This is a genomic window from Acinetobacter sp. ANC_7682, assembly GCF_056779795.1.
This window is the reverse complement of sequence record NZ_JBWYIQ010000015.1, coordinates 41716-62546: the sequence shown is the minus strand read 5'-3', so window position 1 is coordinate 62546 and position 20831 is coordinate 41716. Positions and strand designations below refer to the sequence as shown.

At 36.4% G+C, this 20831-nt stretch carries 25 protein-coding genes; 13 read left to right on the top strand and 12 right to left on the bottom strand.

Annotated features, from left to right (window positions below; translation table 11 throughout):
* Positions 1–17 precede the first annotated feature (17 nt).
* The gene (locus AC1M9D_RS07755) at positions 18–635 is read right to left on the bottom strand and encodes a LexA family protein (RefSeq protein WP_481611883.1); all 618 of its coding nucleotides are present in this window, start codon (positions 633–635) and stop codon (positions 18–20) included.
* 152 nt (positions 636–787) lie between these two features.
* Here AC1M9D_RS07755 and AC1M9D_RS07750 point away from each other — a divergent pair, with 152 nt between their 5' ends.
* The gene (locus AC1M9D_RS07750; protein ID WP_035267817.1) at positions 788–1138 is read left to right on the top strand and encodes an immunity protein Imm33 domain-containing protein; all 351 of its coding nucleotides are present in this window, start codon (positions 788–790) and stop codon (positions 1136–1138) included.
* Positions 1138–1509 (top strand): hypothetical protein, encoded by a 372-nt coding sequence (locus AC1M9D_RS07745; protein ID WP_481587418.1) that lies wholly within the window; start codon positions 1138–1140, stop codon positions 1507–1509. The genes AC1M9D_RS07750 and AC1M9D_RS07745 overlap by 1 nt, the downstream gene beginning before the upstream one ends.
* A gap of 251 nt (positions 1510–1760) precedes the next feature.
* On the opposite strand, the gene AC1M9D_RS07740 is transcribed toward AC1M9D_RS07745, so the two are convergent.
* From AC1M9D_RS07740 to tusD, 4 genes are read right to left on the bottom strand one after another with little or no spacing between them, the layout of a single operon-like run.
* Positions 1761–2084: a TusE/DsrC/DsvC family sulfur relay protein gene (locus AC1M9D_RS07740; RefSeq protein ID WP_481611882.1), complete on the bottom strand. Its 324-nt coding sequence runs from the start codon at positions 2082–2084 to the stop codon at positions 1761–1763.
* A gap of 27 nt (positions 2085–2111) precedes the next feature.
* Complete coding sequence (locus AC1M9D_RS07735; RefSeq protein WP_481611881.1) at positions 2112–2411, bottom strand: DsrH/TusB family sulfur metabolism protein; 300 nt, start codon at positions 2409–2411, stop codon at positions 2112–2114.
* Between the two features lie 5 nt (positions 2412–2416).
* Complete coding sequence (locus tag AC1M9D_RS07730) at positions 2417–2767, bottom strand: hypothetical protein (RefSeq protein ID WP_481611880.1); 351 nt, start codon at positions 2765–2767, stop codon at positions 2417–2419.
* Positions 2768–2811: 44 nt separating this feature from the next.
* Positions 2812–3180: a sulfurtransferase complex subunit TusD gene (gene tusD, locus AC1M9D_RS07725; RefSeq protein ID WP_481611879.1), complete on the bottom strand. Its 369-nt coding sequence runs from the start codon at positions 3178–3180 to the stop codon at positions 2812–2814.
* Positions 3181–3252: 72 nt separating this feature from the next.
* On the opposite strand from tusD, the gene AC1M9D_RS07720 reads away from it, so the two are divergent.
* From AC1M9D_RS07720 to AC1M9D_RS07700, 5 genes are all read left to right on the top strand, one after another.
* The gene (locus AC1M9D_RS07720; RefSeq protein WP_481611878.1) at positions 3253–4254 is read left to right on the top strand and encodes an NAD-dependent epimerase/dehydratase family protein; all 1002 of its coding nucleotides are present in this window, start codon (positions 3253–3255) and stop codon (positions 4252–4254) included.
* Between the two features lie 110 nt (positions 4255–4364).
* Positions 4365–5759 (top strand): class II fumarate hydratase, encoded by a 1395-nt coding sequence (gene fumC, locus AC1M9D_RS07715; RefSeq protein ID WP_035267804.1) that lies wholly within the window; start codon positions 4365–4367, stop codon positions 5757–5759.
* A gap of 255 nt (positions 5760–6014) precedes the next feature.
* The gene (locus AC1M9D_RS07710) at positions 6015–6953 is read left to right on the top strand and encodes a DUF4760 domain-containing protein (protein ID WP_481611877.1); all 939 of its coding nucleotides are present in this window, start codon (positions 6015–6017) and stop codon (positions 6951–6953) included.
* A gap of 142 nt (positions 6954–7095) precedes the next feature.
* Entirely contained in the window at positions 7096–7587 is a 492-nt protein-coding gene (locus tag AC1M9D_RS07705; RefSeq protein ID WP_481594627.1) for a hypothetical protein, read from the top strand.
* 245 nt (positions 7588–7832) lie between these two features.
* Positions 7833–8435 (top strand): nitroreductase family protein, encoded by a 603-nt coding sequence (locus tag AC1M9D_RS07700; protein WP_481611876.1) that lies wholly within the window; start codon positions 7833–7835, stop codon positions 8433–8435.
* A gap of 48 nt (positions 8436–8483) precedes the next feature.
* On the opposite strand, the gene AC1M9D_RS07695 is transcribed toward AC1M9D_RS07700, so the two are convergent.
* The 4 genes from AC1M9D_RS07695 to AC1M9D_RS07680 all read right to left on the bottom strand — a co-directional run bounded on the left by AC1M9D_RS07695 (position 8484) and on the right by AC1M9D_RS07680 (position 11848).
* Positions 8484–9692 (bottom strand): MFS transporter, encoded by a 1209-nt coding sequence (locus AC1M9D_RS07695; RefSeq protein ID WP_481592602.1) that lies wholly within the window; start codon positions 9690–9692, stop codon positions 8484–8486.
* Positions 9689–10138, bottom strand: coding sequence for a MarR family winged helix-turn-helix transcriptional regulator (locus AC1M9D_RS07690; protein WP_481611875.1), 450 nt, complete (start codon positions 10136–10138; stop codon positions 9689–9691). Before AC1M9D_RS07690 ends, AC1M9D_RS07695 begins: the two co-directional genes overlap by 4 nt.
* 100 nt (positions 10139–10238) lie before the next feature.
* Positions 10239–10793 (bottom strand): thermonuclease family protein, encoded by a 555-nt coding sequence (locus AC1M9D_RS07685; RefSeq protein WP_481592600.1) that lies wholly within the window; start codon positions 10791–10793, stop codon positions 10239–10241.
* Between the two features lie 140 nt (positions 10794–10933).
* The gene (locus tag AC1M9D_RS07680) at positions 10934–11848 is read right to left on the bottom strand and encodes a LysR family transcriptional regulator (RefSeq protein ID WP_481592599.1); all 915 of its coding nucleotides are present in this window, start codon (positions 11846–11848) and stop codon (positions 10934–10936) included.
* Between the two features lie 89 nt (positions 11849–11937).
* Between AC1M9D_RS07680 and AC1M9D_RS07675 the strand changes: the two genes are divergently transcribed.
* From AC1M9D_RS07675 to AC1M9D_RS07660, 4 genes are read left to right on the top strand one after another with little or no spacing between them, the layout of a single operon-like run.
* Complete coding sequence (locus tag AC1M9D_RS07675; protein WP_179997995.1) at positions 11938–13179, top strand: acyl-CoA dehydrogenase family protein; 1242 nt, start codon at positions 11938–11940, stop codon at positions 13177–13179.
* Positions 13180–13206: 27 nt separating this feature from the next.
* Positions 13207–14328: a phosphotransferase family protein gene (locus AC1M9D_RS07670; RefSeq protein WP_481611874.1), complete on the top strand. Its 1122-nt coding sequence runs from the start codon at positions 13207–13209 to the stop codon at positions 14326–14328.
* Positions 14325–15023, top strand: a complete 699-nt coding sequence (locus tag AC1M9D_RS07665) for a histidine phosphatase family protein (RefSeq protein ID WP_481611873.1) — start codon at positions 14325–14327, stop codon at positions 15021–15023. The genes AC1M9D_RS07670 and AC1M9D_RS07665 overlap by 4 nt, the downstream gene beginning before the upstream one ends.
* A gap of 31 nt (positions 15024–15054) precedes the next feature.
* Entirely contained in the window at positions 15055–15798 is a 744-nt protein-coding gene (locus AC1M9D_RS07660; protein WP_481611872.1) for an SDR family oxidoreductase, read from the top strand.
* 24 nt (positions 15799–15822) lie between these two features.
* On the opposite strand, the gene AC1M9D_RS07655 is transcribed toward AC1M9D_RS07660, so the two are convergent.
* Positions 15823–17193: an alpha/beta hydrolase-fold protein gene (locus AC1M9D_RS07655; protein WP_481611871.1), complete on the bottom strand. Its 1371-nt coding sequence runs from the start codon at positions 17191–17193 to the stop codon at positions 15823–15825.
* 154 nt (positions 17194–17347) lie between these two features.
* On the opposite strand from AC1M9D_RS07655, the gene AC1M9D_RS07650 reads away from it, so the two are divergent.
* Together AC1M9D_RS07650 and AC1M9D_RS07645 are read left to right on the top strand one after the other, a co-directional pair.
* Complete coding sequence (locus tag AC1M9D_RS07650) at positions 17348–18070, top strand: SGNH/GDSL hydrolase family protein (RefSeq protein ID WP_481611870.1); 723 nt, start codon at positions 17348–17350, stop codon at positions 18068–18070.
* Between the two features lie 13 nt (positions 18071–18083).
* The gene (locus AC1M9D_RS07645) at positions 18084–18671 is read left to right on the top strand and encodes a uracil-DNA glycosylase family protein (RefSeq protein ID WP_481594634.1); all 588 of its coding nucleotides are present in this window, start codon (positions 18084–18086) and stop codon (positions 18669–18671) included.
* Between the two features lie 29 nt (positions 18672–18700).
* On the opposite strand, the gene AC1M9D_RS07640 is transcribed toward AC1M9D_RS07645, so the two are convergent.
* Complete coding sequence (locus tag AC1M9D_RS07640; protein ID WP_179997989.1) at positions 18701–19138, bottom strand: hypothetical protein; 438 nt, start codon at positions 19136–19138, stop codon at positions 18701–18703.
* Between the two features lie 90 nt (positions 19139–19228).
* Positions 19229–20773 (bottom strand): phospholipase D family protein, encoded by a 1545-nt coding sequence (locus tag AC1M9D_RS07635; protein ID WP_481611869.1) that lies wholly within the window; start codon positions 20771–20773, stop codon positions 19229–19231.
* Positions 20774–20831 lie beyond the last annotated feature (58 nt).

Genomic DNA, 20831 nt, shown 5'->3' with positions numbered 1-20831 from the left:
GAACTGCTTAGATCAATTTATTTCAGTTTTTTTAAAATACAAGTCACTACACCCCAGACCATGATTTGTTCTTCGCTACGAGGATAGATGTCAGGGTAGTCTGGATTCTCGGCTTTTAACCATAAAAGGATCGTTCCATCATTTTGTTTTTCTAACATTAATCTTTTTACTGTGAATTCATTATTAATCAGCGCCAAGACGATATCACCATGTTCTGCATTCAAACTCCGGTCAATCAAGATTTGATCACCAACTTCAATCCCTGCATTTTTCATTGATAACGAATTTACGCGTAGTATAAAAGTAGAAGCTACGTTGTGAACCAAGTATTCATTTAGATCAATATGTCCTTCTACATAATCTTGTGCTGGGGAAGGGAAGCCTGCTGCCACAGATTCAATAGGATAGGTGATTTTTAAACGTGTTCTAAATTGGATTGGTGAAATTTCAATTTGTTGATTGAAATCATCTTCAGGTCGTATTTTTAACCATTCTTTAATTTGAATCACTTTTGATTCAGGAACACGCATTACTACTGTTTTTTCTGAAAACTGTGATTTTCGACCTGCATTGGCACGTTTACCACCATGTAGAGAAGCGGTATTTGTTGCTGAAATATTTGAATTGCTGCTCATATGAAATTCCCCCCATTTAATCTTGAATGTGTAACAAAATCAAGATAGCAAAAAAAACATTGTAAAAACAGATTGTTTCGTCGGATTGATTGTGCTTATACGACACTATGCTTAAAATTAGGTCTGAATTTATGATGAAAATGGAATCATCCATGTTGCAAGATTTTATTGAAGAGCAAAAATTAGTCTGTGAGGAGTTTGATTCTGCTTACATCAAAGTGAATGAAGATGATGTTGTAGCTGTGGCTAAGCATACTTTAGATCAAGAGCCAATTGTCGGTTTACGTAATAAGCCTGAACCAGGTGAGAAAGTGGCATGGTTTATTTATGGTGGTGAATTAGGCGAGGGCGAAGATTTTTTTGAGACGATGACGGTGAAAGAGCTTGAAGAAATTTTACCCGATGCCATTCCATTTCTTGCATTGGAAACAGGTTTCCGTTTTATGATTGATCGAGATGATTATGAGGATGTTTGGAAAGCTGAGCCTGATTTAGGAATCTAATGCGCATGTTATGGGTGAGGTTGATTTTTGTAGGTTTAAGTTTTGTTATATCACAACAGGTTGTAGCGAATGATTTGATTGATGCACAACAAATGGCGTATCAGCAAAAACTGGATCATGAAATGCAGCTGATCGAACAAACCAAGCAAATTTTAGATGATGAACACAGTACAGCCACTCCGATGGAGCAACAACTTGCTTTATGCGGAAGGTTAAAGGCCTATCAAAACATTGTTGGTTTAGCAGACCATTTTATTCAAGTTGAACAAGCACATGTAATGAAGCGTATTGCGCAATTTTATTTAAATCAGCAATCTACGAGTTTTCAACAATCGGGCATGACTATTGATGATTGGTGTAGCGCAAACTAGCAAATTTGTCAGATATTGATATGAATTTGGACTGAATTGATAACTCGAACTTTATTATAATTTTTTGCGTTGAGTTGACGTACTCCAATTTCCCTGATTGACACGCGACATCTTAACCATCATTAGTCTAGGTGATGTCTAAACCCGCTGCATAGCGGGTTTTTAATATCTATTTCACTGATTAATTCATTTTTTAAGCTACGAACTGAACTGACTCACTATGCTATGTAAATCAAAAAAGTAGCTTTGGCTCACAGACAATTGGCTGGTTTTGGTATTCCGGCTAATCGACTTAGATGGCGAGCAACTAGGCCTGTTTTAAACTTTTCTTGCAATACTGCATTATCAATGTCAGCGCTGACGTGTCTCATTAAAAATTTGATTAAGGGACGAGTTGCAGGAGAATGGCCAAATTGAGCGTAGAACTGGCGAACCGCATGCAATACTTCGAAATGCCAAGCTGTTAGCTCAAGCTCGAGCGTATTCGCGAGTACTTGCGCTACATTTTCATTCCAAATGGTATAGTCAACTAAATGACCATCTTGATCGAGTTCAAGGGATAATTCAGTGGTCATGGTAAAACCTAAGTCAATAAATTTGTTTTATTTAAGGCTAATACAGCGTGTAAAGCCCAAAATGATATCTGCAAAAGTGGTGTAATCAATCACTTCAATTTGAAAATAATCGCCGTTCAATAGATGCGAAGGTAATAACTCAGCATCTCGATCTAAAACGTAGACCTTGTTTTGAATCGTAAGTAAAGATGATGTAAACAATCCCAACACTGCATCCCCCATAAGCACTAAAGCATCATTGCTATCCAGTGTTTTTTGAACCTGTTGAATACAATGTTCATTATTTGCAAATTGAGATTGTATTAAATAAAGCGTTTTATCGGTCATATGAGTTACCAATACAGCACATGGTCAAAGCTTTGAATTAACTCTTTATTGAATTCAATAAATTTAATTTCATGCGTAGTATGTTGAACAAAGGGATTATCTTGTTGATTGGATTCAATCAAAATAGGGCTTAGATCGTAAAACTCAAAGCTATCGACGAGGTTAGAAGCCAGTTTAAACGCATGCTTAATGGGTTCGAAGTTTAATTCGGAGCGGAGTAAACTTAAGGCTGCGCCTTGCAATAAAACTTTTACTTCAGCGCCAAAAGTTGCTAAAACCATGGTTGCAGAAAGGCTCTCATGAACTTGTAGCGAGTTGAGATTTGATTGGGTTAATATAACCAGTACAGATTTCACACAATTTACCTTTCAATTGCAACAATCAATGAAAAATGAATAATTTAGAATTGAACTAGACGTGCTGAAGATGAGACAGCATCTGCCAATTCACCGAGTCCTACCAGCTGAAAACCTTCGGCCAGATTATGGGACCCAATGTGATGGCGTTGAGCATTTTCAGCATCAGTAATTCCACGTGCTAGGGCAGCACTTACGCAAACAGGAAGTTTGATATTTAATTTTTGCCACTCTTGTGTGAGACTTCTTTGATCATCTGGCGACCACTGTAAGTTGTTCGCAACTTGAACGCCGTCTTGATAAAAGAAAACTCGAAAAATTTCGCCTTTCGCTTGCAATGATTGTGCGAGTCCTAATGCATGCCAAGCATGGATTGAGCTAGGTGCCGAGGTAATTAGTAATAACGTACTCATTTAAAACTTCGCATAGGATGATCAAACTGAAAATAGCTTATTCAGGCTTTTAAACAAAAAAGGTAGTATACAATGATTTTAGTGACAGGTGGATTAGGCTTTATAGGTTCACACGTTGTTTTAAGCTTATTGGCACATGGTCAAGAAGTTGTCATTGTAGATAATCTTGCCAATGCGAATTTACAAACGCTTGAACGTCTTGAATACATTTCTGGGATGTATGTACCTTTTGTAAAGCTAGATGTTAGAAATACGCCTGCTCTGAATAAAGTTTTTGAGCAGTACTCAATCCGTGCTGTTATACATACTGCAGGATTTAAGTCTTTAGAGGAATCTCGCTTAAAACCGCTTGAATATTATAATGATAATGTCAGTTGTATTATGAGTCTGATGCGTGCAATGCAACGAACAGGTGTACGAACATTATTGCATCTTTCAAGTATGGCGGTTTATGGCACTTCGAGTTTGAATTTAAATGAAGAGCATCCTCTCAATTTTGCCAATCCAAACCCTTATATTAAATCCCAGCAAATGATTGAAGAGATCATCCGTGATACCTCTAAAACGGATGAAGAATGGAGTATTGCGATCCTGAGACTAGCAAATGTAGCTGGTGCTTTTGAACATGGAGTTTTGGGTGAAGTGGTTGCCCCTTTACCTAAAAATATTTTGCCTTTGGTGTTACAAGTTGCAGCCATGCAGCGCGATTCCATTCAATTACAAAAGAATGCCAAGACAAAAGACCAAACGGTTGAACGAAGTTTTGTGCATATCATTGATGTGTGCGAGGCAGTCATTGCAACTTTAAAGTGGTTATTTAATCAAAGATCAACGTGCGAAGCATTTGATATCGCAGGTCAGCCAAGTTCAATTCAAAACTTGATTAATACGGTAGAAAAAGTGACTGAAACAAAAATTCGAATTGAGGAAACTGATTATGTTTTCCAAGAATTAGATCAAATTGGTTCGAATAGTTTAAAAGCATTTGAATTATTGAAATGGAAAGCACATCGATCACTAGAACAAATGATTGAAGATCAATGGCGATACTATCAAAGCACCTTTAATGATTAAAATGATAATCATTTACATTTATGGTTTTTTTGATTAGCATCAAATCAACGGTGGATGAATCCGAATCAAACATGATTCTTCCAAGGAATAGCGAAATATTTGAGGTTGATATGCAAACACGTATAGAACACGACACGATGGGTGATGTAGAAGTACCAAGTGATGCGATGTGGGGGGCTCAAACCCAGCGCAGTTTGCAAAATTTCAAAATTGGTGGTGAGCGACTTCCTCGTGCGATGATCCGTGGTATGGGGCTGGTCAAAAAAGCGGCTGCACTTACCAATGCTGAGTTAAATCAGATTCCTGCTGAATTGGCGAATTATATTGTGGGTGCAGCAGAAGAAGTGATTACGGGGCAATGGGACAGTCAATTTCCATTAGTGGTATGGCAAACAGGTTCTGGTACTCAAAGTAATATGAACTGTAATGAAGTAATTGCAAATATTGCGAATCAAAAGCTGGGTAATCCGCTTGGAGCACAGAAACCCGTTCATCCAAATGATCATGTTAATCGAGCTCAATCTACAAATGATTCATTTCCAACAGCGATTCATGTCGCTGCTAGTTTACAGATCAATGAGTTATTGATTCCAGCAGTTCAAGCTTTAAGAGAAACTTTGCATCAGAAGTCTCAAGAATTTTCAAATATCGTTAAGATTGGGCGTACACATTTACAAGATGCAACGCCGTTAACTTTAGGTCAGGAATTCAGTGGTTATGTATCTCAACTCGATCATGGGTTAAAACGTCTAGAGCAAGCTTTAGAGGGGTTATATGAATTGCCATTAGGAGGTACAGCTGTCGGGACAGGTCTAAATGCCCATCCTGATTATGCTATAAATGCAGCAAAGAAATTGGCTGAGCTTACGGGTTTACCTTTCGTGACTGCACCAAATAAATTTGAAGCACTAGCTGGACGTGATGCTGCAGTATTTGCTTCTGGCGCACTGAAAACACTTGCTGCGAGTTTAAATAAGATTGCCAATGATATTCGTTGGTTAGCGAGTGGTCCTCGTTGTGGTTTTGGGGAGATTCGTATTCCTGAAAATGAACCAGGTTCGAGTATTATGCCGGGTAAGGTGAATCCTACTCAAAGTGAAGCCATGACGATGGTTGTTGCGCAGGTTTTGGGTAATGACACGACAATTAATATCGCTGGTGCTTCAGGTAATTTTGAACTAAATGTTTTTATGCCGGTTATTGCTTATAATTTACTGCAATCAATTCAACTGCTAGGTGATGCATGTAATAGCTTTAATGAGCATTGTGCTGTGGGGATTGAGCCAAACCAAGATAAGATCGATTATTTCTTGCATAACTCATTGATGCTAGTGACTGCGTTGAATCCTGTGATTGGTTATGAAAACGCGGCAAAAGTTGCTAAGACAGCATATAAGGAAGGTAAAACACTTAAACAAGTTGCTGTAGAGCTGAATTTAGTCACAGCTGAGCAGTTTGATGAAGTCGTTGTACCTGAGAATATGGTTTCACCTAATGTGAAGTGATTTCGATTTGGTGAATTTTATGATTTGAATGTTGATAACATATATTGACAAGCAACTGTCTTTAATATATTGACCAATTATTCATTTCAGAATACTATTTATAAAACGACCTTTCATACGTCACTTAAGGCTTTTACAAAGGAGACAATCATGAATAATTATAAAGCTCGTCTAATCCTTGAAGAAGGCTATGGATTAGGTTGAGACTCATTTAAATTTGTGTAATAAAAAAGCATCCATTAGGGTGCTTTATTTTTGAGTAAAATAAAATTGAATTACTTTTATACTTATCTTCTGATAATTCCATATGTCACTGTAATTGCTTATTTTTATATTTATCGTAGAGATAATTTCTTTATTAAGATTAGAAGTAGTAATCAACTCCTTCTCATCTTAATTTTATTAGGTATCACGTTTGTAGAAATATTAATTTGGAAAAGTTTTTTTGAAGATTATAAATTTCTAAATTTTGATATAGAGAATACAGATGGGCAGTTTAAAACGACAGCATTAGTTACGGTTTTAGCAGCTATAGCTGCCGTTTTTGGTTGGATTTTTACTTCAAGGGTGCAAATTATAAACACTATAAGAAGTCATTCAGTACAAGTATTGATGAATAGTAGGAATTCTACTGCGTATATTGCTAAGGTTGATATTGCAACCAAAATAAGAAGGAATTTGGGGAAGGATCAAAACGTAGAGTCAAAAGATAAAGTGCAATTGACTAGAGAAAAATTTAATTCATTGGAAGATGAGGAAAAATCGGCTGTAACATATTTATTAAATTTTTTGGAATTTGTAGCAATTGGAATCAGGCATAACAACTTAGATGAAGACTTAATAAAAAGTAGTTTCAAATCAATACTTAAAGCTAATTACAACCTCTTCCAACCTGTAATTGAATATTTAAGAGATATTGATAGTCCTAAAATTTACAATCAACTCGAAATTTTGCATAAAAGGTGGGAAGAGAACAAAGAACCAGAATGTATCAATTGTAAGCAAGGTATTGATGATGAAGTTCAAAATAGAAAGAAACATAAATTTAATAATCTTCGGAACATTACATTAACAATTTTAACGGGCTCAGGGTGGCTAATAATGATAGCTATTATGAGATTAATAGAGAAATTAACGAAATATTCAACAGAGGAAGATTTATTATGCGATAACTGCAAAACATTAAAAAAATAAGTAAAAACTTCATCACATAGTCATGTAATTATTATGAGATTGATTAACTCGTCGCAATTGTTAAAATACACATTGCTTTTAATTGCTGTTGTATCAAAGTTCTTATCTTAGACTTAAGACAGCCAATCTACGGAAATTTTCAATGCTCGATATATATTTAACAGATGTTCAAAAAAATGTTCAATTTCAAGATTATCCAGGTGAACATCCTGTTAAATTTATTCTTAACTTTAAAAAAATCTTCCCAAGTATTATGGAATTACTACTTCCTGTTCTACCTAAAGATGAAAATCTAGAAGACATGACATGGGAATCAACAACAAAAGATTTTGAAACCTTCAAACTCCTAGTGACAGGTTGGGGTGTGATTGAACTGCGTCTGAATGCCATTACACAATTCAAAAATCGTGAATTTGCAGATCAGCTAGTAAAAACTGCTCAACAAAAAAGAGCAAAGTTTTCTAAAGAACAACCTAAGCTCAGTACGGTAGATTTAGACTATTTGTTCATGCATGAAGTTCATACGGCGATTGATGCTGAATTAGTAGAGTTAGGTGAAAAATTCTATTTGCCAACCTTACGCTCCCTATGGAAAAACCAAGTATCGGCTCAGGTTCTTGAGGCTAAATTTTAAGCTTACATATGCCAAGACAAGCCCTCTATTATGGAGGGCTTTTTACTGCTGGGTAAAAAAAATACGAATAAAATCAAATCTTCTAATTAGGGTTCAAAATGGATAGATGTTGGTCTGATAAATGCTTAATGTAACACTACAACATATTTGATTTGTTGAATATTTAATCTTAGGTTAAGTATTTCTAATGAATTAAAAGTCAGAGTATTGTATTTCCCCGAGGAAATATCAAAGGATTTCAGAAAATGTCGAATAAATTTTTAGATTTAATTAAAAAACGCCGTACGATTTATGCTTTAGGAAAAGCAGTTGAACAATCTCCTGAGTACTTAACAGATCTTATTCAGAATGCGATTAAACAAAGCCCATCATCTTTTAACTCTCAATCTTCACGTGCGGTGATTTTATTTAACGCTGAACATGAAAAGTTTTGGAGCTTTGTGAAAGAGAAGCTAAAGTCATATGCGAAGGACGAGGCGAGTGCAGCGAAAACTTCTGCAAAAATGGATAGCTTTGCTGCGGGCGTAGGAACTGTATTATTTTTCGAAGAAATGGATACGATCACTGACTTACAAGAGAAATATTCTTCGTATGCGGAAAACTTCCCAATTTGGGCGGAACATTCAACAGCAATGGCACAGTTTGCGGTTTGGACAGCTTTGCATACAGAAGGTTTAGGTGCAAACCTTCAACATTATAATCCGATTGTAGATGATCAAGTCCACACTGAATGGACTGTACCAGCTTCGTGGAAACTAAGCGCACAATTGGTATTTGGATCTAAAGAAGGTGAAGCTTTCGATAAAGGCTATATTGACGACGCCACACGTTTTAAAGTGTTTAAATAAAATATGGAAAAGCACTCATTGGAGTGCTTTTTTAAACCCATAAATAGCCTAAGCAATATTCATATTTCGAACTTTTTTCCCATGTAATACATAATATAAGACAATGCAAAATAACGTCCCAATAGCACTATATAAATAGAGTTGTTGGTAACTGATCAAATCTAAAGCTAAACCTAAGAAATAAGGACCGAATCCCAAACCTGCATCTAAAAAGATAAAGTAAGTTGAGGTTGCAAATCCCATTCGTTCCAAACTAGTACTTTTCACTGCAATCGTTTGGCAAATTGACTGGATATTACCGTAGCCTAAACCTAATAATCCTGCGCAAATCAACAAAAGGCCCGAACTGTTAGCTTGGCTCAACAAGAAGAATGCAAGTGCCATAATGAGAAAGGCCGGATACATAATTATATTTTCGCCTTTCTTATCCATTAGTGGTCCCGTAATAGGACGAGAGAGCAGAATCGTCAACGCATAAATGAGAAAGAAAAATGATGCTGCTTCAACCAGATCAATTTCTTTGGCATAAAAATTAATAAACGATAGAACACCAGAGTAAAAGAGGGAGCTTACCAACATGATCAGAGCAATGGGTAAGGCGCTCTTTTCAATATATTGAGATAGAAAACTATTTTGTGTATGAATCTGATCAGGTATAGAAGGAACCTGATGCACTTGAGGAACTTGAATAAATAATGCTGTAATTAAACATAAAACTGCAAGGATTGAAGATAGGGCAAAAATAATGTTGTAACTGACATGAAGCATTAGCCAGATTGCCAAAAATGGTCCAATTGCAGTTCCTAAAGTACTACTCATACTGTAGTAACCTATACCTTCACCACGACGGGTTGCGGGAATAATTTGAGCGATAATTGTGCCAAATACGGTGGAGGCAACCCCCATCATAAAGCCATGCAAGAATCGAACGATTAATAAAGTTCCAACCTCTAAATGGAGAAAATAAAAGCCTGAAAATATGAGAAATCCAGTGAGTCCGACCAGCATGGTGACTTTAGAACCGAATTTAACGAGGAATTTAGCCACCAATAAACGACCAATCAGTGTACCCACAATAAAAAGTCCTGATACTAAACCAGCCTGCGCCGTCGTCGCTCCAAGTTCTGCTATCGAAAATCCCACAATGACAATGACGAGAAGATAAAAAGTCAGTACCAATTGAAAGTTAATTAAACTGACCAAAATAAAGTTACGTGTCCAAAGAGGCTGATTAACTTGATTTGAGGAAGTACTCATAACTCCTCCACGATATTTAAGCTTTTATCACGCTCTAAAATAGACAAAAACAGTTGAAGTGTCTCAGCACTTTGAGCAATGTCTTCAGGATTTACTTGATTCAAAAACTGTTGTTCAAATTGATCAATCTGAATTGTACAAATTTGATAAAGATCTCTACCTTTTTCGGTTAATTGAATTAATTTTTGGCGTTTATCAGATGATTCTAAAAACTGAATAACATCTAATTTATGTAAAGTATTAATGCGTTTTGCAATTGATGGTTTAGAAACATTGAGTTCATGAGCCAAATCAATTGAAGTGACGGAGTCATGATCATAGATATGATAAATCAACTGCCACATTGAATAGTTCAGTTGGTATTGAGCCAAGATATCATTTAAACGGTCACTAAAGAGTCGCGCACTTCGCAGCAATACGACACGGAATTTGAGAGAGTTTTGCATATAGTTAACCAAGCTAACTAGTTTGTTGGCTTGAATTTACGCTCAATTATTAGACGAATCAAGCGTAATGCACTTATTGATAATCAGGGTACTGAAAATATTAGCTTTTTTGTTTTCTAAAAGTACTTGGTCGAATAGGACGGGTCCCGCGCCAGAGACCTCGTTTATTGCGTTTTGCACTATCTTGTAGCGAGATCATATATTTTAATTGCTTTGGATCACGTATGTATTCTTCGTAAACCCACGCACCACCACGCCTCACTAATTCTTCATTCATATTCTTGCGATAGCGGTAGACCACACCCACGCAACGTCCATAACGATCAATATCCGTGATTTTTACACGAACAATTTTACCTTGAACCATTTTCTTAACTAAGCGTTGGGATTCAAGCCCGTAACTTTGATTAGATTCAGGCGCATCTACAAAAGCAAAGCGTAATTTAGTTTTAGAACGTCTTAGATTCAAACGATGGCAGGAGAGAGTGTCACCATCACTCACCGCTGTAACACGGCACCAATAAGTTTTTCCTTTTTTAAAAGGTTTAAATACTTGAAGAAGATAAATTCTTACTTGTCTAAAAATGATAAGAAGTAATAAGCATAAAATCGCACCTAGCCCAATAAGCCATGATGCAGGGAGTTGATCAAACATAGAAAACGCAAGAAAAAACAAGCCTTAATATGATAAATCAACTCGAAGTGAGTGTTTGATTCAATATTGAACAGATGGTATTTACACATATTTTCAAGAAAATAGCCTAAGTTTCATCTTCTATCACCGCTACAAATAGCCTAAGCATAAATTTTATTAATTTCTGAAATTAAATACTGAAACTTTTGATGCGATGCTAATTGTGAATTCCAATAAATTCCCATTTTCATTAAAGGCAGTTCAATAGGGAGTTCAGAAATTTTTAAATCTTGAGGTAATTTCAAATTTTTTAAAATACTAAAAGGTAAGGTTAGCAATGTGTCAGGATACTCCTTCAAAATTTGTAGTGCTGTTGAATAGTGTTGACAGCGTAAAAAAATATCACGTTGAATATTCAACTTTTTAAAATGTAAATCTTCAATAAGCACACCAGAATGCCTTGATGAAACACCAATATGTTGGGCATGTTTATATTGTTCTAAATTTTCGATGGTTGTCAAACCACATATGACAAAGCGATCATTCACTAAAGGGGTAAAATAAATTTTCTCATCAACTTTCTGTTGAAGATCGACCACTAAATCAAGTTGCTGTGATAATAAATCTTTTGCCCAGTTAGTTCGATCTAACTTGATACTTTGAAACCGTGTCGCCAGTCCAAGATCACGAAAATGACGAATTAACTGCGGAAAAATCAAAGGCTCAATTTCATCATGAATTGCTATACGAATAGATTGAATCGTCAGTGGATCAAAAGATATATGATGAGTCGAGATATGCTGAATTGCGATTAATGTTTCTTTTATTCGTGGATAAATTTGATGTGAAAAGGGCGTCGCAACCATCTTTATACCACTTCGGATAAAAAGATCATCTTTCAATTGTAATCTTAATCGCTGTAAAGCGTGACTAGCTGCAGATTGTGTAATACACATCAAATTTGCGGCTTTGCTGATACTTTGATGTTCGTATATCGCAATAAATAATGGATATAGATTGATATCAATGTGTGAAAAAGCGCTCAGATCCACAGATTCCTGATGAATTCTATTCATAAAGTAATATTTAAATAAATCATTTTATTCATAGTAGATTTCAAGCTATGTTGATGTAAAGCGTGATGAGAATATAGTTTGAGGGATTAATGTTTGAATTAACGGAAAAAGCTAAACACTTTTACGATTTAGCACAACGCTTTATTCAAGACGAAATAGAGCCTATAGAACAAGAATTTTGGCATAAAGTTCATCAATTAAATCCAAGTGATGATTGGACATCATGGACGTGGCCAGCAGAACTTGAAGTACTCAAACAAAAAGCTAAATCACAAAATCTGTGGAATCTTTTTTTACCAGACCCAGAATTTGGTCAAGGTTTAACAGTTCAAGAATATGCACACATTGCTGAGTTAACTGGCCGTAGTTTATTGGCTCCTACAGTTTTCAATTGTAATGCGCCAGATAGCGGTAATATGGAGTTAATTTGGCGCTATGGCTCAGAACAACAAAAAGAACAATGGTTAAAACCTCTCTTAGAAGGAAAAATTCGATCCGTATTTTGCATGACTGAACCAGAAGTTGCTTCTTCAGATGCAACGAATATGCAAGCTACTGCTGTAATTGAGGGAGACGAAATTGTTCTAAATGGACGCAAATGGTGGTCGTCGGGCTTAGGCGATCCTAATGCAAAACTCATTATATTTATGGCACATACACCAGACGCACATAAAGGTCGACATCAACAACATTCAATGGTTTTAGTTCCAGTTGAAACTGAGGGCGTAAAAATTGAAAGAATGTTACCTGTATTTGGTGATTATGATGCGCCACACGGTCATGGAGAGGTGACCTTTAATAATGTTCGTGTTCCAGTCACTCATATTATTGGTGGAGCAGGTCAAGGGTTTGAGATTGCACAGGGGCGACTTGGTCCAGGACGTATTCATCATTGCATGCGTTGTATCGGTGCTGCAGAGAAATCATTGGAATTAATGATTGATCGTGGAATGCAAAGAAAAGCATTCGGCAAGGAAATTTTGAAACTTGGTGGTAATTTGGAAAGAGTCGCGGAAGCGCGTGTTGCCATCGATCAAGCACGTCTCTTGACCTTATATGCGGCATATAAAATGGATAAACTGGGCAATATGGCTGCACTCACTGAAATCTCTGCAATTAAAGTCGTTGCACCTAGTGTTTTGGAAAAAGTTGTCGATATGGCAATGCAAATTCACGGCGGTGCAGGTTTATCTAGAGATACGCCATTGACAGGTTTTTTTGCACAAGCGCGTGCATTACGTTTGGCAGATGGGCCAGATGAGGTGCATAAAGGCATGATTGCAAAATTGGAACTTGCGAAACGTGGTTTTTCAACTCGTCATTCTCAATAAGATGAGTACTCGATTTAAGGAAGAAATATGTCAGTTATAGATACAGCAGGGCAAGTCAGACGTGGTGAAGAGCTCGATATCGTTTCAGTCACAACCTGGTTAAATCAAAATGGCGTGGAAGTGATTGAACCTGTAGAAGTTACACAATATTCTGGTGGAGCTTCGAACTGGACATACCGGCTCAAATATAGCAATGCAGATCTGATATTAAGAAGACCACCCGCAGGAACCAAAGCCAAATCTGCTCATGATATGGTTCGAGAACATAATGTTCAGAAAGCTTTAAAAGATCTATATCCAGTCGTGCCCAAAATGCTGGCATTATGTCAGGATGAATCTGTACTCGGATGCGATTTTTATGTGATGCAGCGAATAGAGGGAATTATACCAAGGGCAAAGCTTCCACCAGAACTAAAACTCACTGAATTTGATGTGCATCAGCTTTGTATAAATGTTTTAGACAAATTGATTGAATTGCACCAAGTTCCTTATCAAGGAACACCACTTGAAAAAATTGGAAAAGGTGAGGGTTACTGCCGTCGTCAGGTCGAAGGTTGGGACAGTCGCTACGAAAAAGCCCATACCATCAATGTACCGACCTTTAAGTTTGTACGAAATTGGCTTAAAGACAATATTCCTGAGGATTCAACCAACTGTATTATTCACAACGATTGGCGTTTTGATAATGTCATTTTGAATCCTCAACAGCCTACTGAGGTCATTGGGGTCTTGGATTGGGAAATGGCGACAATTGGTGATCCACTTATGGATTTAGGATCAGCCTTAGCATATTGGGTTGAAGAAAACGACAATATGATCTTTAAATCGACACGTCGACAACCTACACATCTTAAAGGCATGTTTACACGTAAAGAAGTTGTGGATTATTACCTAGAAAAAACAGGACTAAAGCCATCTAACTGGACGTTCTATGAAGTATTTGGAATCTTTAGATTAGCGGTCATAGCACAACAAATTTATTATCGTTATTACCATAAACAAACGGATAATCCTGCATTTAAGGATTTTTGGATTGTGATTCATGCATTACATATTCGTGCTTTAAAACTCATAGGTATACAAAAGCTTGAAGCAAATGAAATTGCAAAAACTTATCTCGCAAAATTACAGGATATTCTGCCAAGATGACGACAATATATTTGGTCAGACATGGTCAAGCTTCATTTGGTGCTGAAAGTTATGATCAGCTTTCTCAGAAAGGTGAAGTTCAAGCACGAGTATTGGGACAATATTTTCAAAAGTTACTACAGGAGCGACCCTATGTCTTAGCTGGCTCGATGAAACGTCATCAGCAGACGGCGAATATCTCTTTGAATGAGTGTTTTCCTGATAGTCAGATTGATATCGATCCACATTTGAACGAGTTCAATCATCAACAAGTGTTTGCAAAATATGAACCACGTTTTGCAGATCCTGCATTACTTAAAAAAGATGTTGGTCAAGCGGTAGATCCTCGTGCCTATTTAGGAAAAATTTTTGAAGGTGCAATTCAACGTTGGACCAAGGGTGATCATCATCATGATTATGATGAAAGCTGGCCTCAATTTCAGCAAAGAGTACTTCAAGGCTTGAACAAACTATGTGTACAACTTGAAACAGAAAAACCTCGTTATGCCGTAGTTTATACGTCTGGTGGTGTCATATCTGTCGTTGCAGGGCATTTACTTGGTTTAAGTGCAGACAAAATTTTTGCATTGAACTGGGCAATCACCAATACCAGTTTTACCACCTTGAGATTGGTTGGTACAGAACCACAATTACTCAGTTTAAATGAACATCATTATTTAAAAGAACAAGATCGTGATTTGCTCACTTGGATTTGATCAAGGCTATATGCCATAGAGAGAAAATGGAATGAACAAAACTATATTAATTACAGGTGCAAGCTCAGGTATCGGTGCTGGGATGGCACAAGAGTTTGCAAAAAAAGGATATAACCTAGCGATCTGTGCTCGTCGTTTAGAAAGGTTGTATGCTTTAAAAGATGAAATAGAACAACGCTATCAGGTAAAAGTAAGTGCGAAGGTATTGGATGTCACGGATGATGAGCAAGTCTTCCGTGTATTTAAAGAGTTTAAAGATGAGCTAGGCAATATCGATCGAGTGATAGTCAATGCTGGTGTGGGCGAAGGACGTCGTATCGGTAAAGGTAATTTTGCGATTAATAAAGCAACAGTTGAAACTAATTTTATTTCTGCGATGGCACAATGTGAAGCAGCGGTCGAAATTTTTAGATCTCAAAATTCAGGACATTTAGTTGTAATATCATCGATGAGTGCTTTGCGTGGTATGCCAAAACATCTTACAGCTTATGCTGCCAGTAAAGCGGGAATTGCGCATTTAGCCGAAGGGATTCGGGCTGAACTTCTTGGAACACCAATTAAAGTTTCAACGATTTATCCTGGTTACATTCGAACTGAAATTAATGAAGGTGCTGGAAAATTACCTTTTGAGGTCGATCAAGCCACAGGATCACGACTATTAGCTGAAGCAATCGAAAAGCAACCAGTCAAAGCATATGTACCAAAGTGGCCATGGTTGCCATTGGGTTTTGCAATGAAGGTTTTACCGCTTCAGCTCGTCAATAAGCTGAGTTAAAAGAACGTCTTATAAATCCCACATTTAGTGGGATTTATTTTTAAAGAAATATTTCAAAGCATCTTGTATGACGATTTGCCAAACGGCATATGAATGTCCGCCTATATATTCTTGATAGTGAACATTGTGTCCCTGATCGATTAAATCCTGAGCGACAATCGGAGAGGTTTCTAGAATGCTTAAGCTATTATTTTGTCTCGAATATTCATAGCTATTGGCTGAAATATACCAATTGAGTTTCTTTGTATTGTCTAATGTTGAAGCTCTGATGAGTTTACTCATACCATTGATTGTATCGTTTGGATCAGATTTCCACCAAAATGAACCAGAAAGTGGCACGACGTGACTAATATCATTGGACGTTTTTAACGCCAAATAAGCAGAACTCAGACCACCTAAACTTGAACCCAATAAGACTGTTTTGTTGTGATCACGTTGGTAGGGCAAATATTGACTCATCCAAGGCAATAATTCTTCTTGAAAAAACTGTATGTATTCTGGATTGGGGCTAAGTTCTTTAGCACGTAATTGATCATTAGGATGTCCCACAAAAACAGCCTGTATAGGTGGGAGTTGCTGTTGTTGAACCAACTGATCTAATATCTGGGGAACTTTAACTAAATGCGCATATTGCTCACCATCAAAAAAAATCAGAGTGATATATGATTTTCCGACTTGAGGTGGAGTTGCATAAATCTGAATAAGACGATCATTTCCCAAAACTTTACTTTTCAACACGGAAGAAGTTAATTGTTTTTCACTTTTTTCAGCCATTTGAGTTGGATCAATAAAATTGGGCGCTCGACTGAGTTTTGCGATATTTTCATTCCTCAGCGTGGTATTCGTTTTTAAGGCAATGTTTTTAGAATCAAACCACTTATGAGGATTGAAAGGGTCGAGTTGTTGTACCTTTAAAATAGATCGACGCTGATCTCGTGATTCTTTTAAATTTGGGTTTAAATGTGGGCAGTAATTTGATAAATATCCATCGATATTCGGCGAATCCACAGCAAAACTATAACTTCCGATAAATCTTGAATCAACAATACTTTCTTTAAACCAAATATCAGTACCTTTAAGTCGAGTTAACCACTCATGATCATTACTCGGACCACCGATTAATCGCACATTGTGTTTTGCACCACGATATAAATAAATGACACGTTGGTGTGTTTCATTAAAATGTTCAATTATTGGGGTTTGATTTTTACGAATTTCCGACCAAAATTGATCGAGGAGATGATTTTTTTGATCAGGATGCATCTGAATCTTGTTTTGGATTTGCTGAAGCACCTTACTTTTGGGATCCATATCCTCACATGCAGGGGCATAAGGTTGAGTGCTGACTTGTAATGAATGATTTACAGATAGATCAGCACTTACTGCGGAACTCATTAACATCAATATAGAAAAAAATTTGATAGGATGATTCATGGATTTTAGCTTTGAATTAATCATTGTAAATGATAATTATTTTCAATAATAAATAGCAATGAAAATATTAAAAAATCGTTTAAAATAGGAAATATCAAAACCTAAAATCAAATACATGTTTCTTAAATTAGCGACAATCGCACTCATTCCAGCTTTACTTGTGCAAGGTTACCAAGTCAAGAAAAATACACCTCGTTTAGCAGAAGCTTTGGGGGAAAGAAATGGTTTGGTTGGGAATGGCCCTCAAATATCAATTTTAATTTTAGGTGATTCAGCTGCTGCTGGTGTGGGTGTGCAATTTCAAGAAGATGCGTTAAGCGGAACATTATTACAGGAACTTAGAGATCATTTTCAAATTCGCTGGTCATTAATCGCAAAAACTGGAAATTGTACTTCAGATGTGATTCGAACTATACATGCTATTAATGACGATCAGTTTGATATTGTAGTAACTTCGATAGGGGTCAATGATGTAACACAGCTCATCTCACCGCAAAAATGGATCTGCCTACAAGAACAATTATATTCACTGATCGCTGAGAAATTTTCACCCAAGCTCATTATCGCGACTGGAGTTCCACCGATGAATGAGTTTACTGCATTACCAAATCCTTTAGCTTGGTTGTTTGGAAAATATGCCCATCAAATGAATGTTGAATTGGAAAATTGGATTGAACCACAACCAAAATTTGAATTGGTTAAATATGATTTGGATGAGTATAAACAACTCAATTTGAAGATGGCTGAGGATGGATTTCATCCAAGTAAAGAAATCTATCAGCTTTGGGCAAAAAAAATTAGTTCGATTATTCAAAATCACTTTAGATCGAAAAGTTAGACCGAAATTTGATATGACTGATATCGAAACACATCCACTTGAGCCATTTGTACCTCATCAAGCCAAATTGCTCATGCTTGGCAGTTTTCCTCCGCCGAAAGCAAGATGGAAAATGGATTTTTATTATCCGAATTTTCAAAATGATATGTGGAAAATATATGGGTTGATCTTTTTTCAAGACTCTCATTATTTTCTAGACCGTGAAAATAAACAATTCAAAGAGCAAATGCTGAAAGATTTTCTAAATGAGTTGGGCATTGCAATATTTGATACAGCCTATCAAGTACGGCGTTTGAAAGACAATGCCTCAGATCAATTTCTAGAAATCGTTACACCGACAGATATGCTTCTATTGCTTAAAAAAATTCCATATTGTCGAGATATTATGACCACAGGTGATAAAGCAACTGAGACCTTATTAAAGTCAATGAATGCATCTGTACACACTAAAGTTAAAATGGGTACAGTCGTGGATCTGCAATTTGATAACAAAGATATCCGAATCCATCGTATGCCATCTTCTTCAAGAGCTTATCCTTTAGCTCTTGAAAAGAAAGCCGAATACTATCGTGAACTTTTCCAGTCAATTGGATTAATTTAACAACCTGTTAAAGTCAATCGAGATGCTTATTACACATCATAATCTACATAATCCCACAAGTTTAAACGTGATTTAATTTCTTTACGAATATGTGGAAGCATATTGAGTAGAGTACCATCAATCCATAAAGATAATGCTTGAGCAGATAATTCTTGTCCTTCTTCATCAACTAAGCGGGCACCCTTCACAATCACGAGCGTTTGTTCTGAGACAGAGGTTTCAATGCCTTTGAACAAAACTTGTAACTCATGACCATTGTCTAAAATTAACCAAGCCAATTCAATTTGAACATTATGGTTAGATTTTAACGTGATAGAACCTTCAACTAAGTCTTCATCAGTAAGGCAATCATAATCAACACTAATTTTAGCTAAATACCATTCATGCTGAGATAAATCTTCAAGTGATAAAAAAGGGGTGAGTATGTCGTTCAGATTATACTGTCGACTAAGATCAAAAAATTGCATGGGAGTAGAGTAGAACCAAGGGTTCAAAAAATAAAACGTGAATAATAATGCAATTTATCCTGGTTGTACAAACCAGTCACAACAAAGAATTTACATCATCCATTCGATTGGGAGATAGGACAAAGACTTGAACATAAATCTCTGAAAACGAGTCGTTTCAGGGTCATGATCATGTATTAACTTTTCTTCACCTCGTTGTTCTTCCCATCTTAAGTTTTGATGGGCATCCAAATGTAGTTGATAGGCAACTTTGGGAAGATTTTCATCTAAAGATTGAGATATCTCTGTTTTAAAATCGGCTGACTCAATGATCAGTCCAAGTTCAGTATTCAAATACGCTGAACGTGGATCAAAATTGAATGTTCCAATAAAAACTTTATCATCTACAGTAAAAAATTTAGCATGAAGCCGCGACGCATTTTTTCCTTTCGCAGGAATAACATTACCCATCATAATTTCATACCAAGTCCGATCAGACCGTTCAATATAAGGTTTAAACTCGTAAAGTTTTACATCTGACCTTAAGAGTGAGGTTCGATATTTTTGATAAAATGCATGAACAATCGGGACATCATTTGCCAAATATGAGTTTGTTAAAACTCGAACTTTGACATTCTGCTCACTCAATTGTTTGAGTAAAGACTCACCATGAACAGTAGGAACAAAATAGGCAGACACCAAGTTTATTTCTTGAGCAGGTTTCCCCATAATGGATTTGAACTGATTAATCAGCAGTTCATGAGATTGAGCTTTCGCTCTGATTTTATTGGGGCTGTCTGCAACAAAATGAGCTTTAGACCAACGAATAGGATGTTTTTTTAAATTTTCTTCTAAAAAACGTTCTGCTTGATCAATACGTTTTTTAGTTTCAGCACCTTGAAAATTTTGCTTGGTTGAATAATGCGATCTTAAATGCGCTAATTCTTTTTGAGACTCAGGAATTATTTGCTGAATATCATAACTCAGCTCATCATTCCAAAATCGGTGAAACACCGTGTTTGCAGCTGAAACTGATTGACCTGCAAATAAAATATCCATATCCGCGAATTGAAAATTGTCACTGGCATCAAAATATTCATTACTGATATTACGCCCCCCAGTAACAGCAATCGCTCCATCAGCAATAATCAATTTGTTATGCATTCTATGATTGATTTTATTAAAGCGAAACACATAATCCAAAACTCTAAAGCTGCGAAATTTGTAGGGATTGAATAGTTTAATTTCGATATTAGGATGTTTAGACAATGCACTTAAGGTCGAGTCTAATTGAGTGCCATTTTGATCATCAATTAATAGTCGAACCTTCACATTACGATCAGCTGCTTTGAGTAGGTCAGACAATAAATGCTGACCTATCACATCATTTTCCCAGATATAATACTGTAAATCGATCGTATGTTGCGCTTCACGTATTAAATGAACACGTGAAGCCATACTCATAAAAGGATCATGAAGCGGTAAGAATGCAGTTAAACCTTGTTCAATATTGCGTTTTGTTTCTGGTGTATTGCTGAGCCAATGTGTGGTATGAGGTTGGATTGGGGCTTGTTTTATACTTGTATTCATCGCCAAATTACATCCAGTTAAAATAAAGAATGTGAGTAAACACAATATATATCGCAACATAAGCATCAAAGCTGTCGTTCCTAAATCTTATTATTCAGTTGTATGGCTATAATATCATCAATCA

Coding starts and splice junctions, on each gene's coding strand:
- AC1M9D_RS07755 (WP_481611883.1), bottom strand. CDS start 635: ATGAGCAGCAATTCAAATATTTCAGCAACAAATACCGCTTCTCTACAT.
- AC1M9D_RS07750 (WP_035267817.1), top strand. CDS start 788: ATGTTGCAAGATTTTATTGAAGAGCAAAAATTAGTCTGTGAGGAGTTT.
- AC1M9D_RS07745 (WP_481587418.1), top strand. CDS start 1,138: ATGCGCATGTTATGGGTGAGGTTGATTTTTGTAGGTTTAAGTTTTGTT.
- AC1M9D_RS07740 (WP_481611882.1), bottom strand. CDS start 2,084: ATGACCACTGAATTATCCCTTGAACTCGATCAAGATGGTCATTTAGTT.
- AC1M9D_RS07735 (WP_481611881.1), bottom strand. CDS start 2,411: ATGACCGATAAAACGCTTTATTTAATACAATCTCAATTTGCAAATAAT.
- tusD (WP_481611879.1), bottom strand. CDS start 3,180: ATGAGTACGTTATTACTAATTACCTCGGCACCTAGCTCAATCCATGCT.
- AC1M9D_RS07720 (WP_481611878.1), top strand. CDS start 3,253: ATGATTTTAGTGACAGGTGGATTAGGCTTTATAGGTTCACACGTTGTT.
- fumC (WP_035267804.1), top strand. CDS start 4,365: ATGCAAACACGTATAGAACACGACACGATGGGTGATGTAGAAGTACCA.
- AC1M9D_RS07705 (WP_481594627.1), top strand. CDS start 7,096: ATGCTCGATATATATTTAACAGATGTTCAAAAAAATGTTCAATTTCAA.
- AC1M9D_RS07700 (WP_481611876.1), top strand. CDS start 7,833: ATGTCGAATAAATTTTTAGATTTAATTAAAAAACGCCGTACGATTTAT.
- AC1M9D_RS07695 (WP_481592602.1), bottom strand. CDS start 9,692: ATGAGTACTTCCTCAAATCAAGTTAATCAGCCTCTTTGGACACGTAAC.
- AC1M9D_RS07690 (WP_481611875.1), bottom strand. CDS start 10,138: ATGCAAAACTCTCTCAAATTCCGTGTCGTATTGCTGCGAAGTGCGCGA.
- AC1M9D_RS07685 (WP_481592600.1), bottom strand. CDS start 10,793: ATGTTTGATCAACTCCCTGCATCATGGCTTATTGGGCTAGGTGCGATT.
- AC1M9D_RS07680 (WP_481592599.1), bottom strand. CDS start 11,848: ATGAATAGAATTCATCAGGAATCTGTGGATCTGAGCGCTTTTTCACAC.
- AC1M9D_RS07675 (WP_179997995.1), top strand. CDS start 11,938: ATGTTTGAATTAACGGAAAAAGCTAAACACTTTTACGATTTAGCACAA.
- AC1M9D_RS07670 (WP_481611874.1), top strand. CDS start 13,207: ATGTCAGTTATAGATACAGCAGGGCAAGTCAGACGTGGTGAAGAGCTC.
- AC1M9D_RS07665 (WP_481611873.1), top strand. CDS start 14,325: ATGACGACAATATATTTGGTCAGACATGGTCAAGCTTCATTTGGTGCT.
- AC1M9D_RS07660 (WP_481611872.1), top strand. CDS start 15,055: ATGAACAAAACTATATTAATTACAGGTGCAAGCTCAGGTATCGGTGCT.
- AC1M9D_RS07655 (WP_481611871.1), bottom strand. CDS start 17,193: ATGAGTTCCGCAGTAAGTGCTGATCTATCTGTAAATCATTCATTACAA.
- AC1M9D_RS07650 (WP_481611870.1), top strand. CDS start 17,348: ATGTTTCTTAAATTAGCGACAATCGCACTCATTCCAGCTTTACTTGTG.
- AC1M9D_RS07645 (WP_481594634.1), top strand. CDS start 18,084: ATGACTGATATCGAAACACATCCACTTGAGCCATTTGTACCTCATCAA.
- AC1M9D_RS07640 (WP_179997989.1), bottom strand. CDS start 19,138: ATGCAATTTTTTGATCTTAGTCGACAGTATAATCTGAACGACATACTC.
- AC1M9D_RS07635 (WP_481611869.1), bottom strand. CDS start 20,773: ATGCTTATGTTGCGATATATATTGTGTTTACTCACATTCTTTATTTTA.